This is a genomic window from Streptomyces sp. NPDC048462, assembly GCF_043200175.1.
Classification (GTDB): domain Bacteria; phylum Actinomycetota; class Actinomycetes; order Streptomycetales; family Streptomycetaceae; genus Streptomyces.
Map to the genome: position 1 here is coordinate 158,903 of NZ_JBICXG010000005.1, position 16,381 is coordinate 175,283.

The window sequence follows — 16,381 nt, forward strand, 5'->3', positions numbered from 1 at the left end:
AACCGGGCTGTCAGTATCTTACTGCGGGGCGGCTCGGCTCTGTGACTCGGATCCTCCTGGGGGAACTTCATGGTTCAGATCACCTCACGCGGCGTTTCGGTTTCGGCCGGGAGCGCCGGGACCGGAAGGAACACCGGTCGCTCCGAGGCCCCCGGCGGAGTCCCGGGCTCCGCCACCGCCGCCGGAATGGAGCAATCGGTGCGAAGAAGGAGCTCCTCGGAACACCTGAGACAGCTGGTCCACCGCCCCGATCCGCAGGACGTGTTCCCCACCGGGCTGACCCGGCTGACCGACTCCCAGTTCTCGGTGTCGGCCCACTGGCCGAGGTCGCACCGCTTCTTCTCCCCCGTCGGGGGCCACCAGGACCCGCTGCTCGTCGCGGAGACCATGCGGCAGACCACCATGCTGATCGCACACTCCGAGTTCGGGGTACCCCTCGGGGACGCGTTCGTGATGTGGGAGCTGCGGTACGTCTCCGAGGCCGGGCGCCTCGTTCTGGGCGAGGACCCCTGGGACATCACGGTGGACGTGTCCTGCTCCCGGATACAGCGCCGCGGCCGGAGCCTCGGCTCCATGGAACTGGAACTCCTCCTGCACCGCCGGGGCACCGTGCTGGCCTCCGGCGGCGGGCGGATCAGCTGCACCTCGGCCAGGGCCTACCAGCGGGTGCGGGGTCACCGCGGCGACATGCTCGACGCACGGATACCCCTCCTGCCCGCCGTCGCACCCCGGACCGTGGGCAGGACCTCCGAGCACGACGTCGTCCTCGCGCCCGCGGCCGCCCCCGGCACCTGGGCACTGCGGCTCGACACCGCGCACCCGACACTGTTCAGCCACTCCAACGACCATGTGCCGGGCATCCTGCTGCTGGAGGCCGCCCGGCAGGCCGCGCAGGCCGCCTCGCCCGGCCGCGTCTTCCTCCCGACATCGATAGAGGCCGACTTCCTCCAGTACGTGGAACTCGACCGCCCCTGCTGGATCGACGCCAGGCCCGTCCCCGCCGACGGCACCTCGCCCGCCGGGGTCCGCATACGGGCCGTCCAGGACGACGAACCCGCCTTCACCTGCACTCTCCGTACGCCGGATCTCCGTCAGACCGGCCTCAGCGACGCCCGGAGCCGCCGCTCATGACCACGCGCATCCTCATCACCGGGGCCACCGGATTCGTCGGCAGCCGGGTGGCCGCGGCCGCCCGCTCCACTCCCGGCGTCAGCCTGCGGCTGATGACGCACCGCACCGAGCTCGACGACCCGGCCACGACGGCCGACGGTCCGGGCTTCGAGACGGTGTACGGGGATCTGACCGATCCCGGGACGCTGCGCGGCAGCTGCGAGGGCGTCGACGCGGTGATCCACTGCGCCTCGCACGTCGGCTCGGGTGAACAGACGGCCCGGACCGTCAACGACCTCGGCACCCGGGCCCTGGTCGACGAGGCCGTACGCAGCGACGTCGGCCGGATCGTCCAGCTGAGCACCGCGTCCGTCTACGGCCGGGGCCCCTTCACGGCGCTGCTCCCCGGAATGGCCGAACCGGCTCCCGCCTCGGCCGTCAGCCTGACCCGGGCCGCCGCCGAACAGCACGTGCTCGCGGCCGGCGGGGCCGTCCTGCGCCCGCACCTCGTGCACGGGGCGGGGGACCGGTGGGCGATCCCCGGCCTGGTGGCCCTGTTGCGGTACCTGTCGGCCGGACCGGTCGGCTGCGACGCCCGCCATTCGATGATCGACGTGGCGACGCTGGGCCGGGCGCTGCTCGGGGCCGCGCTCTCCCCGAAGCGGCCGACCGGCGTCTACCACGTGAACCATCCGGAGCCGGTGAGCTGCTCGGAGGTGCTGTCGACGGTCCTCACCGGACTCTCGCTGCCGTGGGCGAGCACGGAGATCGGACTGGACGAGGCCCGCGCCCGGCTGGCCGGTGTCCCGTACGCCAAGCACCACTTCGAGATGCTCACCGTTGACCACTGGTTCGCCGACGAGCGGGTCTGGGAGGACTTCGACTGCCCTCCCGGCCCGGACTTCCGTACGTCCTTCGCCGAACACGCCCCGTGGTACCGGGAGTTCCTCAGCCGCTGAAGCGTCGAGCCGTGTCGCTGGAGTCTCAGGCCCCGGCCGGTGCCGGAATCCTGGTGCCCGTCCCGCTCACCCGGACCCGTGTGTCGCCCGCCCGCAGGGCGACGGTGAGCGTGCCGGGCCGGCCCATGTCCTCACCCTGGTGGAGGGTCAGTCCGGCGGTGTCCGGGACCAGGGACAGGGCGCGCAGGTACGCGCCGAGGGCGGCGGCGGCCGCACCCGTCGCCGGGTCCTCGACCACACCGCCGACCGGGAACGGGTCGCGGACGTGGAAGACGGTGTCCGCCGCGCGCCACACCAGCTGCAGCGTGGTCAGCTCCAGCCGGTGCATGAGCGATTCGACGCGTGCGAAGTCGTAGTCGAGGTCGGCCAGCCGCTCCCGGGTCGCGGCGGCCAGCACCAGGTGCCGGGCGCCCGCGTAGGCGATACGGGGCGGCAGGGCCGGGTCGAGATCGGCGGCCGGCCAGTCCAGACCGGCCAGCGCCTCCGCCAGGTCCTCCGGGGAGACGTCCGTGATGTGGGGTTCCACGCTGGTCAGGGTGGCCCGCAGCTCGGCGCCCTCGCGGGCGACGGTGACCGGCACCGGACCGGCGGCGGTGGCGAACTCCAGGTCCCCGGGGCCGTCCCGCTCGGCGAGGGCCAGGGCCGTCGCGACGGTGGCGTGCCCGCAGAAGGGGACCTCGGCCTTCGGGCTGAAGTAGCGGATCGCGTAGCCGCGCGCGCCCGGCGCCGCCGCCTCGGCCGGCCCGGTCAGGAAGGCCGACTCGCTGTAGCCGAGATCCGCCGCCACCGCGAGCATCTCCGACTCGTCCATGCCGGACGCGTCCAGCACCACGCCGGCCGGATTGCCGCCGTCCGGGTCGGCGGAGAAGGCGGTGTAGCGCAGGATCGCGGTGTGCGGGATCTCATTCATGTGCCGCACAACCGTGTCGCGGTCCGGGGCATTCCCCCGGGCCCCGGACCGCGAGGGCCGGCTCAGTGGCAGTTCTTGGTGCCCTTGCTCGACTTCGTCCAGGAGCAGGAGTCCAGCAGCTTGCCGTTCGGCTTGATCAGCCGCGCCTTGTCACCGGTGTTGTTCCAGACGTACGAACCGCGGTTCCAGTACACATGGCCGGGGCTGGTCTTCCCCCTGCCGGTGTGGACCTTGACGGTCTTGCCCGGACTGACGTTGTAGCCGGCGAAGGTGTAGGTGTACCCGGTGTTGTCCTTCAGCTTGTAGCCCTTGAGCTGGAACTTCGACTTCGTGTTGTTGTGGATCTCGACCCATTCGGCGTTCAGCGAGGTGTTGGACCGGGTGTCCTTGCCGGGGCTGTCGTACTGGATCTTGCCGAGGTGCACCCCGCCCTGGTGCGCGGCGGCCGAGGCCGGTGCCGCGACGAGCAGCGAGCCGGCGAGGGCGGTGGCGGCCGCCAGGGCGAGGGGCACCGCGGTGCGTATGCGCATGCTGTGTTCCTTGTGTGTAGTTCCGGTGAAGAACGTTGAGCATAAGGGCAGCACGCGCTTACCGGACCGGCCGGGGCGTCATTCCGGCGGACATCGGCCGCTCCGGTGTGAAGGTTGGTCAGTTCCGGTCGATCAACGGCCTGTTCTGATCGTTCGAGGCAGGTCAGCCCCGTCCCACGTACGGCATGGCCGTCGCCAGCACCGTGGCGAACTGGACGTTCGCCTCCAGCGGCAGCTCCGCCATGTGGACCACCGTCCTCGCCACGTCCGCGGCCGCCATCACCGGTTCCACGGCCAGCTCGCCGTTGGCCTGGAGGATTCCGGTCCGCATGCGCTCGGTCATCTCGGTCGCCGCGTTGCCGATGTCGATCTGCCCGCAGGCGATCCGGTACGGGCGTCCGTCCAGCGACAGCGACTTCGTCAGGCCGGTCAGCGCGTGCTTGGTCGCCGTGTACGCCACCGAGTGCGGGCGCGGGGTGTGCGCCGAGACGGAGCCGTTGTTGATGATCCGGCCGCCCTGCGGGTCCTGCTCCTTCATCCGGCGGTACGCCGCCTGCGCGCACAGGAACGCCCCCGTGAGGTTCACGTCGACCACCGTGCGCCAGTCCTCGTAACCGAGGTCCTCGACCGGTACGCCGCCCGGACCGAAGGTGCCCGCGTTGTTGAAGAGCAGGTCGAGGCGGCCGAAGGACTCGTGCGCCGAGGAGAAGAGCGCGTCCACCTCCCCGGGGCGCGAGACATCGGTGGGGACGGTGATCACCCGGGCCTGTTCCCCGGCCAGGGCGGCGGTTTCGGCGAGGGGCTCGGGGCGGCGGCCCGCGAGCGCCACCGACCAGCCCGCGCCGTTCAGGGCGAGAGCCACCGCGCGGCCGATCCCGGAGCCCGCGCCCGTGACCACAGCCGTCTTCGTCGCGGAGTTCAACACTTTGTTGCTCATGGTGCGGCAGCGTACGCCCAGGGTCCGGGGCCGGCGGAGCGTCCCGTCCGTTCCGGTCGGGCCAAACGGTGCCCCCGGATGGCGGGTTCGTGCTTCCGGGGGGTGATTCCGGCACGGGTACCGGCGATTCCCGGGCCGTCCCGGCCGGAGTTAATGATCATGGTCCTGGCCGCATATGCGGAGTTTGCCCCCGGGGACCCATTCCTGCCGCATTCCTCATCCCGGCGACGCCCGCGCGACGCGAGCACGACAACCGCCGGATGTGCTGGACCGATGGACTTCCCCTCACATCACCAGTCAGGGGAGGGACAGATGACGCACTCATCGCACCAGCAGGACCAGGAGCAGGAGCTGCGCGACGCCGCCCGGCACACGGGCCGCCGCCGATTTCTCACCGTCACCGGTGCCGCCGCCGCGCTCGCCTTCTCGGTCGGCCTCCCGGCAGCGGGCTCCGCGGCCGCCGCCGAGCTGGACGCCCGGCGGATCGACGAGGACCCGTTCACCCTCGGCGTCGCCTCCGGCGACCCGCTGCCCGACTCCGTCCTGCTGTGGACGAGGCTCGCGCCCCGCCCGTACGAGCCCGACAGCGGACTGCCCCGCGCCCGCGTCGAGGTGCGCTGGGAGCTGGCCCGCGACGAGCGCTTCACCCGGGTCGTGCGGCGCGGCTCCACCACCGCCCACCCCGAGTTCCACCACAGCGTCCACGTCGAGGTCCGGGGCCTGGACGCCGACCGCGTCCTCTACTACCGCTTCCGCGCCGGCAAGTGGACCAGCCCGGTGGGCCGGACCCGCACCGCGCCCGCCCCCGGGGCCCGCAACAGCGAACTGCGGCTGGCCGCGGTCTCCTGCCAGGCCTACCACGACGGCTACTTCACCGCCTACAAGCACCTTGCCCAGGAGGACGTCGACGTCGTCTTCCACCTCGGGGACTACCTCTACGAGTACGCGGTGACCGCGACCGGCGGCGCCCGCAACTACACCGACCGCACGCTGCCCGCCCTCTTCAACCGGGAGACGGCCACGCTGGAGGACTACCGGCTGCGGTACGCCCTCTACAAGTCCGACCCCGACCTGCGCGCCGCCCACGCCGCGCACCCCTTCGTCGTCACCTGGGACGACCACGAGACCGAGAACAACTACGCGGGGGACACCTCCGAGGACAACGTGCCGCCGGAGGAGTTCCTGATCCGCCGCGCCGCCGCCTACCGCGCGTACTGGGAGAACCAGCCGCTGCGCGCCCCGCAGCGGCCGACCGGCCCGGACATGAAGCTCTACCGGCGCCTGCAGTTCGGCCGGCTCGCCCAGTTCGACATCCTCGACACCCGCCAGTACCGCAGCGACCAGGCGTACGGCGACGGCTGGCAGACCTCCGGACCCGAGTCCGAGGACCCCGCACGCACCCTGCCCGGCTTCGCCCAGGAACGCTGGCTGGTCGACGGCTGGCGCCACTCGCGGGCCACCTGGAACGTCGTGCCGCAGCAGGTCACCTTCGCCCAGCGGCGCGACGTGCCGACCGACGCCTACAAACTCTCCATGGACTCCTGGGACGGCTACCCGGCCTCCCGCGACCGGCTCCTGAAGGGCGCCGAGGCCGTCGGCGTGGACAACCTGATGGTGCTCACCGGCGACGTCCACGTCAGCTACGCCTTCGACCTGAAGCGGGACTTCGACGACCCCTCGTCCCGGACCGTCGGCACCGAGATCGTCACCACGTCCGTCACCAGCGGCAAGGACGGCTCCGAGAAGCCGTCCAACTGGAACAACCTGATGCAGGCCAACCCGCACCTGAAGTTCTACAACGGGCGCCGAGGCTACGCCGTCGTCACCCTCCAGGAGCGCCAGGCGCGCGCCGACTTCCGCACGGTGGCCGCCGTCACCAAGCCCGGCTCCCCGGTCACGACGGCCGGCTCGCTCGTCACGGAGGTGGGCAACCAGGGCCTCACCCCCGCCTGACGGGCGAAAGGCTAGAGCGCGTCCGCCGGGTAGCGGACGCCGATGCGGTCACGTACCGCGTCGAGCGTCCGCATCACCGCGAGCGAACCCTCCAGCGGCACCAGCGGGGACTGCGTCTCGCCCGCCCGGACCGCCCGCATCACCTCGGCGGCCTCGAACTGCATCCCCGACAGGCCCTGCGGCCCCGGCCCCGAGGTGACCTCCTCCGGCTCATGGCCCGCCCGGTGCAGCACGAAGCGCCGCGGATAGAAGAAGCTGTCCGGGAAGTCGATGCGTCCGGCCGTCCCGATGACCGTCGCGGCCGTCGGGTGGTGCCCGACGATCGAGCAGGCGAGCAGGGCGGTGGCGCCCGAGTCCCAGCCCAGCAGCATCCCGGTGTTCAGGTCGACGCCCTCCGGCGACAGCAGCGCGTCCGCGTGCACCCGGTCCGGCTCACCGAGCAGCAGCTGCGCGAACGACACCGGATAGACCCCGAGGTCCAGCAGCGCACCGCCGCCCAGCGCGGGATCGCGCAGCCGGTGCTCCGCGCCGAAGTCGCCCGGGAAGCCGAAGTCGGCCTGCACGGTGCGGATCTCGCCGATCGCCCCGTCCCGCACCAGCTCCGTCATCCGCCGGATGACCGGGTTGAGGTAGGTCCACATGGCCTCCATCAGGAAGAGGCCGCGGTCGCGGGCGAGCTCCACCAACTCCCGCGCCTCGCGCTCGTTGAGCGTGAACGCCTTCTCGCACAGCACGTGCTTTCCGGCCTCCAGCGCGAGCCCGGCCGCCTCCCGGTGCGCGGAGTGCGGCGTGGCCACGTACACCACGTCGACCTCGTCGTCGGCGAGGAGTCCGGCCCAGCTGCCGTACGCCCTCGGTATCGCGAACCGTTCGGCGAACGCCTTCGCCGAGGTGTCCGTACGGGAGGCCACGGCCACCACCTCCGCATCGGGCATCGCCAGCAGGTCGGCGGTGAACGTCGCCGCGATACCACCGGTCGCCAGCACGCCCCAACGGACAGTCCTGCTCATGCACGCTCCCAAAAAGGTGTCGACCATTCCGGCTGAGCTGAGAGCATAGAGGCGGATTCAACAACAATGGAGATCAGAATGCCGGAGAGCGGCGTCAGCCGAGCCCAGCACGTACACATAACCGACACCGCCCCCGACACCCGCGCCGACGCCGGCGCCGGAGTCGCGACCCGCACCGGAACCGGACTTCCCGGGGGGACCGCCCCGTCCCGCCCGGCCGCCACGGCGGCGGCCCGGCGCACCGGACTCCTCGTCACCCTGGTACTCGGCGGCCTGACCGCGCTGCCGCCGCTGTCCATGGACATGTACCTCCCGGCGCTCCCCGCCGTCACCGACGCACTGCACGCACCGGCCTCGACCGTCCAGCTCACCCTCACCGCCTGCCTCACCGGCATGGCGCTCGGACAGGTCGTCGTCGGACCGATGAGCGACCGCTGGGGCAGGCGCCGCCCGCTGCTCCTCGGCATGATCATCTACGTCTTCGCCACCGCGCTCTGCGTCTTCGCCCCGACCGTCGAACTCCTCATCGGCTTCCGGCTGCTCCAGGGCCTCGCGGGCGCTGCGGGCATCGTCATCGCCCGGGCGGTCGTGCGTGACATGTACGACGGCATGGAGATGGCCAGGTTCTTCTCCACACTGATGCTGATCTCCGGCGTCGCCCCGGTCATCGCCCCCGTCATCGGCGGACAGGTCCTGCGGCTCACCGACTGGCGGGGCATCTTCGCCGTCCTCACCGTGGTCGGCACCCTGCTCACCCTGGTCGTCTGGAAGTGGCTCCAGGAGACCCTGCCGCCGGAGGAACGCCACACCGGCGGCGTCAAGGACGCGCTGCACACCATGCGCGGGCTGCTCGCCGACCGCGTCTTCACCGGCTACATGATCGCCGGCAGCCTCGCCTTCGCCGCCCTCTTCGCCTACGTGAGCGCCTCGCCGTTCGTCGTGCAGGAGATCTACGGCGCCTCGCCGCAGACCTTCAGCATGCTCTTCGGTATCAACTCGATCGGCCTGATCGCCGTGGGCCAGATCAACGGCAAGATCCTCGTCGGCCGGATCAGCCTCGACAAGGCGCTCGGCTTCGGGCTCTCCGTCATCGTGCTGGCCGCGACGGCGCTGCTGCTGATGACTTCCGGGGTCTTCGGCGACGTCGGACTCGTACCGGTGGCGTCCGGACTCTTCGTCCTGATGTCCGCGATGGGGCTCGCGATGCCCAACACCAACGCACAGGCCCTGATGCGCACCAAGCACGCCGCCGGGTCCGCCTCCGCGCTGCTCGGCACGTCGTCGTTCCTGATCGGCGCCGTCGCCTCACCGCTCGTCGGCATCGCGGGCGAGGCGACGGCCGTACCGATGGCCGTCGTGCAGCTCGTGTGCGCGGCGGGCGCGATGGTCTGCTTCCTGGCGCTGTGCCGGCCCTGGCAGCAGGTGGCCGCGAGGCCGTGACGGCCGGCGGGCCCGGGGGAGGGCGGCGGTGACCGGCGGCGGGCCGGGCGGAGCGGGGCCGGGCTCCGCCTACACTTCGTCGGTGAACGACTCCCTCCCCACCGCGGACACCCTGCGTGCGGCACTGGCCGGACTCCTCGACGGGCTGCCGCCCCGACAGGCCGCCCAGGCCGTCGACCGGCTCATCGCCAACTACCGGGGGACCACCCCCACCGGCACCCCGCTGCTCCGCGACCGCTCGGACGTCGCCGCCTACGCCGCGTACCGGATGCCCGCCACCTTCGAAGCGGTACGGTCCGCCCTGCACGCCCTGCGCGAGGCCGCCCCGGACTGGGTGCCCGCCACCCACACCGACGTCGGCGGCGGCACCGGAGCGGCGAGCTGGGCGGTCGCCGGGGCCTGGGAGGGACCTGGCACCACCGTGCTGGACTGGGCCGAGCCCGCGCTCGCCCTCGGCCGCGAACTGGCCGACGCCTCCGGCAGCCCGGCGCTGGAATCCGTCCAGTGGCAGCGGGCCCGGATCGGCGAGGACCTCGAACTCGACGCCGCCGACCTGGTGACCGTCTCCTACGTGCTCAACGAGCTGACGCCGCAGGCCCGCACCGCGCTCGTCGACGCCGCGGGCCGGGCGGCGCAGGCCGTGGTGATCGTCGAGCCCGGCACCCCCGACGGCTACGCCCGCGTCATCGAGGCGCGGGACCGGCTGACCGCCGCCGGGTTCACCGTCGCCGCGCCCTGCCCGCACAGCGACGCCTGCCCCATCGAGCCCGGCACGGACTGGTGCCACTTCTCGGTCCGGGTGAGCCGCTCCTCGCTGCACCGGAAGGTGAAGGGCGGCTCGCTGCCGTACGAGGACGAGAAGTTCAGCTACGTCGCGGCGACCCGGTTCGCGGTGGACCCGGTGGGGGCCCGGATCACCCGCCGCCCGCAGATCCGCAAGGGCCAGGTGCTGCTGGAGCTGTGCACCCGGGACGGGGGGCTCCAGCGGGCCACGGTCACCAAGCGGCACGGCGAGCTGTACCGCGCCGCCCGGGACATCGACTGGGGCGACGCCTGGCCGCCGCCCGAGGCCGGCTAGAAGCTGTCCTGTCCGCGCAGCTCCTGGGTGCAGCACTTCACGCTGCCGCCGCCCTTGAGCAGCTCGCTCAGGTCCATCGGCACCGGCTCGAAGCCGCGCGCCCGCAGCGGGTCGAACAGGCCGGTGGCGGCCTGCGGCAGCAGCACGTTGCGGCCGTCGCTCACCGCGTTCAGCCCGAGCGCGGCGGCGTCCGCCTCCTCGGCGATCAGCGCGTCGGGGAAGAGCCGAGCCAGCACCGCCCGGCTGCCCGGTGAGAAGGCGGCCGGGTAGTACATGATCTCGTCGGCCGCCTCGTCCAGCACGCTCAGCGCCGTGTCCAGGTGGTAGTACCGCGGATCGACCAGGTCGAGGCCGATCACCGGCCGCCCGAAGAACTCCTGGGCCTCGTCGTGCGAGAGCGGACTGGACCGGAAGCCGCGCCCGGCCAGCAGGTACGAGGACGTCACCGCGAAGTCGCCCTCGCCCTCGTTGACGTGGTCGGGCTCGTGGATCTCCGCGAAGCCGTGCTCGCTGAACCAGTCGCGGTGGGCGGCCGCCTCGGCGAACCTTTCCTGGTACGCGAACCGGGCGCCCAGCACCCGGCCGTCGACCACGGTGGCCCCGTTCGCGGCGAAGACCATGTCGGGCAGCCCGGGGTGGGGCGTGAGCAGCTCGACGGTGTGGCCGAGGGCGCGGTAGCGGTCGCGCAGGTCCTCCCACTGGGTCTGCGCCAGCGGGAGGTCCACCGGCTTGGTGGGGTCCATCCACGGGTTGATGGAGTAGGTCACCCTGAAGTGGGCCGGGGCGCACATCAGGTAGCGGCGGGGTGTGGCTTCACGAGGCAACGAGGGCTCCTCACGAATCGTCGCGGCGGCATTGGTGGCCGCTGCGGCCGGTGCGTCGCACGGGTGTGTGCGTGAGCCCATGGTGCGCCGTCCGGGCCCCGTCGCACAGTGAACCGATCGGGTGGTTCCCGAGAAGTGCCGAAGCGCGGATCGCCCCGGAACCCCTTGTCGCCCTGCTCACCCACCACCGGCTGCTGGGGCCCTGCCCTCTGAGCAGCATCCGTCATTTCACGACAAGACGTGTGATAGTGCTCACCCCGCGTCGCCGATCCGCGCACCCTGCTTCCGGAGTCTGGCCACCCGAGGCGCAGGATGGTGGGACGATGGGCAGGGGCAACGCAGAGGTAAGGGGATAGATGGGCGCCGATTTCGGCCGTAGTCGCGGCTCAGAGAGCAAGTTTTCCCACTGGCTGCGCCGACGACCCAAAGCGCAGCAGAGCGAGGTCGACGACACCGCACGGGAGGCACTGCTCCTGGCTGTCGCCGAGGCCGGAATGCCGATCGCACCCGCGGCCCATCCGGTGGGCTACCGATGTTCCTGCGAACGCATGGGCTGTCCCACCCCCGCCAGGCACCCGATCTCGTTCGCCTGGCAGACACAGTCCACCACCGACCGGTCCCAGATCGAGCGCTGGGCCCGCAGCCAGCCGCAGGCGAACTTCATCACGGCGACCGGCATGATCCACGACGTGCTCGATGTCCCGCTGTCGGCGGGTGAGCAGGCACTGGAACGGCTGCTCGCCGCCGAGATCGAGGTGGGCCCGGTGGCCCGGTCCGGCGACGACCGGATGCTCTTCTTCACGGCGACGCGGGGCACGCCGGAGGACGAGGACGAGTGGTGGCCGTGCGAGCTGGACTGCCACCCCGAGACGATGGACGAGCACCCCGGGCTGCGGTGGCACTGCCGCGGCAGCTACGTGCTCCTGCCGCCGGCGCGGCTGCCGGGTGAGCTGGACGTGCGGTGGGTGCGGGGGCCGGAGAATCCGCTGCCGGACCCGTTGACGCTGCTGGAGACGTTGACGGACGCGTGTGCGAGGTTCGTGGGGTCGGCGGAGCAGAGCGACGTCGATCACGAGTCCGTGGCGTGGCCGCTCAGTCGCTAGGCGGGTGAGCGGCCGGGCCGGGACGGCCGGTTCCGTCCTTTCCGTCCTCAAGCGCCGGACGGGCTGAAAGATGCCCTCAATCGCCGGGCGGGCTTGGTTTTGGCCGGGCTGAGCCGATGTGGGCTGGCTGTTGTCAGGAGCCCTTGGCCGAGGTCAGGCCCGGGAGGCGGTTCAGGACGGTTACCTTGCCCGTGCCGGCGCCCTTCTTCGGGACGTACGCCAGCTGGCTGGAGACCCGCTCCTTCGTGAGGGTGCTCTTCACCTCGCCGGACAGCAGCGCCTGGACGTCCGGGCTGACCGTCGGGCGCAGCCCCTTCGCCGCGGTCTGGCGCTCGAAGTGCTTGCTGCTGAAGAAGACCAGCGCCCCGCCGTCCTTCGTCTCCAGGCCGAGTGGTCCGAACGCGCCGCTGACCAGCGGCTGGTCGATGTACTGGTACGAGAAACCGGCCCGCCGGGTGTTCTGGCGCGTGGTGCGCCAGAGCGAGGTGGAGGTGCCGGGGGCGAAGACGTCCGGGGTGCCCTTCTGCAGGTAGCCCGTGTACTGCTTGCTCAACTCCTGCGGGGCGACCGCCAGTCCGGTGCTGTCCGCCGGGACCGGCTCGGCCCGGCCGTCGTCGTCCTTCGCGAACTCGGGCAGCCGTGACGGGGCGACGACCGACAGATAGACGGCCTTCCACCCCGCGTCGGGGCCGGACTTGGTGAAGACGACCAGCCAGCGGGTGTCCAGCTTGCCGCTGTCCTGGTCCCGGTTGGAGTCGGTGTCCGCGACGAACCACCTCGGCCAGCCCGCCTTCTTGGGGATGACGTAGTTCGCGTCGGTCAGCTCCAGCGGCCGGTGGTTCGCGTTGCCGTCCGGGCTGTTCTTGTGCCGGGCCGTCAGGCCGGCCTGGTTGATCGCCCCGAGCGAGCCGCCGATCTCGTCGGCGTCCAGTGCCGGATCGTAGGCCTTGTCCGCCGCGTTGTACGCGGCGGTGAAGGTCTTCAGGGCCTGCGCGGCCTCAGACTCCGTCGCCGCTGGCACGACTTCCAGCTCGCCGTGCACCGTCACGCATCCGCTCGCCGTCATGCTCAGCACCGTCGCCGCCGCGAGCCCCGTCGCCAGCCGAACCGGCCTCAGACTTCTCATCCGTTGCTTTCTGCGCCTTCTGATCCGTCGCCCCCACTGACCGTGCGAACCCTACCGGGGCGAGGAAGAGCGCGAGCGTGGGGATCAGATACAGCGCCCACACCGTGATCTGGAGAACCGTCGGATCGGGCTGGAAGTTGAAGGTGCCCTTCAGCAGCGTGCCGTACCAGCTGTCCGGCGGGATCGTGGCGCTGATGTCGAACGCCCGGTTCTGCAGGCCGCCCAGGAACCCGGCCTCCTGCAGGTCGTGCACCCCGTAGGCGAGGACGCCCGCCGCGACGACCACCAGCATGCCGCCGGTCCAGGTGAAGAACTTCGCCAGGTTGATCTTCAGCGCACCCCGGTAGAACAGCCAGCCCAGCACCACGGCGGTGGCGATGCCCAGCACCGCGCCGATCATCGGATGCCAGCCGTCGTCCGCGGCGTGCACCGCGCGCCACACGAACAGCGAGGTCTCAAGTCCCTCCCGGCCCACCGCGAGCAGCGCCGTGGCGACGAGTGCGCCGGTGCCCATCGCGAGCGCCGCGTCGAGCTTGCCGTGCAGCTCCGCCTTGAGGTGGCGGGCGGTGCGCCGCATCCAGAAGACCATCCAGGTGACCAGGCCGACCGAGAGGATCGACAGCGAGCCGCCGAGCGCCTCCTGCGCCTTGAACGTCATCTCCTGGGAGCCGAATTCGAGCCCCGCGCCGAACGCCAGGCTGACGACGACCGCGATGCCGACGCCGACCCAGATGGGCAGCAGCTTGTTCCGGTTTCCGGTCTTCACCAGGTACGCGATGAGAATGCAGACGACCAGGCTGGCCTCAAGGCCCTCGCGCAGGCCGATCAGGAAGTTACTGAACACGATTCGGGTCCCTTTCCGCTTCGGGGTACTTGAGAACGACTACGAGAACAGCGTCCGGCCCCACCAGTCGTCCTTGTCGCGGACGCCCGGCGGGACGGCGAAGTGCGCCGAACCCACGTGCTGGATGTACTCGTTGAGCGCGTCGTGCGCCGCCAGGCGGCGCTGGAGCGGTACGAACCCCTTGCGTGTGTCGCGCTGGTACGCGAGGAAGAACAGCCCGGCGTCGAGGCGGCCCAGGCCGTCCGTCCCGTCGGTGAAGGAGTAGCCGCGCCGCAGGATCGTCGCCCCGGCGTTGCTGTCGGGGTGCGCGAGCCGTACGTGGGCGGTCGGCAGCATCGCCTTCAGGAACGGCTCGTCGCGTTCCTTGGCCTTGCCGACCGGGGCGCCCTCGCCCTTGTCGCGGCCGAAGACGTCCTCCTGCTCCTGGAGCGGGGCGCGGTCCCAGGTCTCGATGTGCATCCGGATGCGCCGGGCCACCAGGTAGGAGCCCCCGGTCATCCAGCCCGCCCGGTCCTTCCCGCCGGCCCAGACGTGCTTGTCCAGGGCGGCGGTGTCGCTGCCGGAGATGTTCCGGGTGCCGTCCTTGAAGCCCATCATGTTGCGGGGGGTCTGGGCGCCCGGCGTCGTCGACGACGTCTTGCCGAAGCCCAGCTGGGACCAGCGGATCGCGGTGCGGCCCATGCCGATCCTGGCCAGGTTGCGGATGGCGTGCACCGCCACCTGCGGGTCGTCCGCGCAGGCCTGGACGCACAGGTCGCCGCCGCTGCGGGCCGCGTCGAGGTTGTCGCCGGGGAACTTCGGCAGATCGACGAGCGCGTCCGGCCGCCTGTCCTCCAGGCCGAAGCGGCCCTTGGCGAACAGCGTGGGGCCGAAGCCGATGGTCAGCGTCAGCCGGGACGGCCTGAGGCCCAGCGCCTCGCCCGTGTCGTCCGGCGGGGCCTCGGGCAGGCCCCCGTACGCCCCGTCACCTACCGCGTGCCCGGCCGTCATCCGCTCGGCGGCCCGGGTCCACTCCTTGAGCAGCGCGACGAGTTCGGCCCGGTCCTTCGTGGTCACGTCGAACGCGGCGAAGTGCAGCCGGTCCTGGACGGCGGTGGCGATCCCGGCCTGGTGCGCGCCGTGGAACGGCACCGCCGCGCCGCTGTCCGCGGCCGGGACCGGCGCGTCGTCGGAGCGGACCGCGGCGACCGCGCCACCGGCCGCCACCGCACCGAGCGCCAGTCCGGCGCCGCCCCAGCCGAGCAGCGCCCGCCGTGACGGGGCGCCGCCGGGGCCCGGGGCGGCCGGGGCCCCGGAGTCCGGGCTCTCGCCGGCTGTGTTCTGCGTGTCCTCGGACATGCCCGGGGCCTCTCTGCGACTCGTTACTTGGTGACCGCGGCGGCGAGCCTGGAGAGCGGCTCGGCCAGTGCGTTGACCGCGTCGGACAGGTCCTTGCGGTCCGCCTTGCCGACCTTCTCGTACGAGGTGAAGTCGTAGGACGTCTTGTCCTTGCGGTAGGTGTCCAGCAGCTTGTTCAGCTCCGCGAAGCGCTTGTCCAGGGTGGCAGACAGGGCCGCGTCGTTCTTCGAGGCGATCGGCTTCAGCAGCTCGTAGGACTTCTCGGCGCCCTCGACGTTGGCCTTGAAGTCGATCAGGTCGGTGTGGCTGTAGCGCTCCTCCTCGCCGGTGACCTTGCCGGTCGCGACCTCGTCGAGGAGTTCCTTGGCGCCGTTGGCCATCGAGGTCGGGGTGATCTCCGCCGTGCCGACGCGCTTCTGCCAGTCGAGCAGGTCCTTCTGGAGGGTCGGGGCGAGGGCCTTCTCCTGGGCGCCCAGCTTCTTGTCCTGCCACAGCGCCTTCTCCAGGCGGTGCCAGCCGGTCCACTTCTGGCCGTCCTCCAGGCCGTCCGCGCGGACGTCGACCTTCGGGTCGATGTCACCGAAGGACTCCGCGACGGGCTCGGTCCGCTCCCAGCCGAGCCGGGATTCGGCGTAGACCTTCTTGGCGGCCTCGATGTCCCCGGCGGCGACCGCGTCCGTGAAGAGCTTGGCCTTGGGCAGCGTCTCGTCGGCCTGGTCCTGGACGTAGGTGCGGTAGGCGGCGACGGCCTTGTCCATCTCGGGGCTGCGCCTGGCCGCGCTGCCCCCGCTGATCTCCAGCTTCTGCCGGATGCCGTGGCCCTTCATGCCGGGCTTGCAGGCGATCTCGTACGAACCGGCCTTGATCTCCGCCGTGATGGTGGCCTTGGTGCCGGGGCCGATGTTCTCGCGCTCGGCGACGATGCGGTCGTCCGGGAACAGGACGTAGACCTCGGTGACCTTGGAGCCCTTGTTCTGGACGGCCAGTTCGACGTGACCGGCCGGCAGCTTCTTCTTCGACACCTCGCAGGAGTCGTCCTTCGCGACGACCTGGACGGCGCCGTCACCCTTGCCGTCGCTCTTCTCGGCGCAGCCCGTGACAGCGGTCAGGGCAGCCACGGTGGCGGCAGCGGTGACGACGGAGAGACGAACGGCTCGCATACGGGCTCCACATGAGGATGAAGGAAGAAACAGCGGGACGGACCAGGGCAGGTGAGGCG

At 71.6% G+C, this 16,381-nt stretch carries 15 protein-coding genes; 6 read left to right on the forward strand and 9 right to left on the reverse strand.

What is annotated here, in order from left to right; translation table 11 throughout:
• The first annotated feature begins 198 nt into the window (after nucleotides 1–198).
• Both ACGFU6_RS11655 and ACGFU6_RS11660 read left to right on the forward strand, forming a co-directional pair.
• Entirely contained in the window at nucleotides 199–1,131 is a 933-nt protein-coding gene (locus tag ACGFU6_RS11655; protein WP_393609959.1) for a ScbA/BarX family gamma-butyrolactone biosynthesis protein, read from the forward strand.
• Entirely contained in the window at nucleotides 1,128–2,069 is a 942-nt protein-coding gene (locus tag ACGFU6_RS11660) for an NAD-dependent epimerase/dehydratase family protein (protein WP_393609961.1), read from the forward strand. The genes ACGFU6_RS11655 and ACGFU6_RS11660 overlap by 4 nt, the downstream gene beginning before the upstream one ends.
• Nucleotides 2,070–2,094: 25 nt before the next feature.
• Here ACGFU6_RS11660 and ACGFU6_RS11665 read toward each other — a convergent pair whose 3' ends face one another.
• From ACGFU6_RS11665 to ACGFU6_RS11675, 3 genes are all read right to left on the reverse strand, one after another.
• Nucleotides 2,095–2,979, reverse strand: coding sequence for a PhzF family phenazine biosynthesis protein (locus ACGFU6_RS11665; protein ID WP_393609963.1), 885 nt, complete (start codon nucleotides 2,977–2,979; stop codon nucleotides 2,095–2,097).
• A gap of 62 nt (nucleotides 2,980–3,041) precedes the next feature.
• Complete coding sequence (locus tag ACGFU6_RS11670) at nucleotides 3,042–3,509, reverse strand: lamin tail domain-containing protein (protein ID WP_393609965.1); 468 nt, start codon at nucleotides 3,507–3,509, stop codon at nucleotides 3,042–3,044.
• 163 nt (nucleotides 3,510–3,672) lie between these two features.
• Nucleotides 3,673–4,446, reverse strand: a complete 774-nt coding sequence (locus tag ACGFU6_RS11675; protein WP_393609967.1) for an SDR family oxidoreductase — start codon at nucleotides 4,444–4,446, stop codon at nucleotides 3,673–3,675.
• A 312-nt stretch (nucleotides 4,447–4,758) separates the two neighbouring features.
• Here ACGFU6_RS11675 and ACGFU6_RS11680 point away from each other — a divergent pair, with 312 nt between their 5' ends.
• Nucleotides 4,759–6,399, forward strand: a complete 1,641-nt coding sequence (locus tag ACGFU6_RS11680; protein ID WP_393609969.1) for an alkaline phosphatase D family protein — start codon at nucleotides 4,759–4,761, stop codon at nucleotides 6,397–6,399.
• Nucleotides 6,400–6,410: 11 nt separating this feature from the next.
• Here ACGFU6_RS11680 and ACGFU6_RS11685 read toward each other — a convergent pair whose 3' ends face one another.
• The gene (locus tag ACGFU6_RS11685; protein ID WP_393609971.1) at nucleotides 6,411–7,409 is read right to left on the reverse strand and encodes a Gfo/Idh/MocA family protein; all 999 of its coding nucleotides are present in this window, start codon (nucleotides 7,407–7,409) and stop codon (nucleotides 6,411–6,413) included.
• A 78-nt stretch (nucleotides 7,410–7,487) separates the two neighbouring features.
• Between ACGFU6_RS11685 and ACGFU6_RS11690 the strand changes: the two genes are divergently transcribed.
• Both ACGFU6_RS11690 and ACGFU6_RS11695 read left to right on the forward strand, forming a co-directional pair.
• Nucleotides 7,488–8,849, forward strand: a complete 1,362-nt coding sequence (locus ACGFU6_RS11690) for a multidrug effflux MFS transporter (RefSeq protein WP_393609973.1) — start codon at nucleotides 7,488–7,490, stop codon at nucleotides 8,847–8,849.
• An 82-nt stretch (nucleotides 8,850–8,931) separates the two neighbouring features.
• A complete protein-coding gene (locus ACGFU6_RS11695) occupies nucleotides 8,932–9,927 on the forward strand; it encodes a small ribosomal subunit Rsm22 family protein (RefSeq protein WP_393609974.1) in 996 nt (331 codons plus the stop codon).
• On the opposite strand, the gene ddaH is transcribed toward ACGFU6_RS11695, so the two are convergent.
• On the reverse strand, nucleotides 9,924–10,832 hold the full coding sequence (ddaH, locus tag ACGFU6_RS11700) for a dimethylargininase (protein WP_393609976.1): 909 nt from the start codon (nucleotides 10,830–10,832) through the stop codon (nucleotides 9,924–9,926). The two genes, ACGFU6_RS11695 and ddaH, sit on opposite strands and share 4 nt — an antisense overlap.
• Before the next feature lie 275 nt (nucleotides 10,833–11,107).
• Between ddaH and ACGFU6_RS11705 the strand changes: the two genes are divergently transcribed.
• Complete coding sequence (locus ACGFU6_RS11705) at nucleotides 11,108–11,854, forward strand: bifunctional DNA primase/polymerase (protein ID WP_393609977.1); 747 nt, start codon at nucleotides 11,108–11,110, stop codon at nucleotides 11,852–11,854.
• 133 nt (nucleotides 11,855–11,987) lie between these two features.
• On the opposite strand, the gene ACGFU6_RS11710 is transcribed toward ACGFU6_RS11705, so the two are convergent.
• From ACGFU6_RS11710 to efeO, 4 genes are read right to left on the reverse strand one after another with little or no spacing between them, the layout of a single operon-like run.
• Nucleotides 11,988–12,920, reverse strand: coding sequence for a hypothetical protein (locus ACGFU6_RS11710; RefSeq protein WP_393609979.1), 933 nt, complete (start codon nucleotides 12,918–12,920; stop codon nucleotides 11,988–11,990).
• Complete coding sequence (gene efeU, locus ACGFU6_RS11715) at nucleotides 12,853–13,824, reverse strand: iron uptake transporter permease EfeU (RefSeq protein ID WP_393609980.1); 972 nt, start codon at nucleotides 13,822–13,824, stop codon at nucleotides 12,853–12,855. The genes ACGFU6_RS11710 and efeU overlap by 68 nt, the downstream gene beginning before the upstream one ends.
• Nucleotides 13,825–13,863: 39 nt before the next feature.
• Nucleotides 13,864–15,162 (reverse strand): iron uptake transporter deferrochelatase/peroxidase subunit, encoded by a 1,299-nt coding sequence (gene efeB, locus ACGFU6_RS11720; RefSeq protein WP_393609982.1) that lies wholly within the window; start codon nucleotides 15,160–15,162, stop codon nucleotides 13,864–13,866.
• A 23-nt stretch (nucleotides 15,163–15,185) separates the two neighbouring features.
• Entirely contained in the window at nucleotides 15,186–16,322 is a 1,137-nt protein-coding gene (gene efeO, locus ACGFU6_RS11725; RefSeq protein ID WP_393609983.1) for an iron uptake system protein EfeO, read from the reverse strand.
• Nucleotides 16,323–16,381 lie beyond the last annotated feature (59 nt).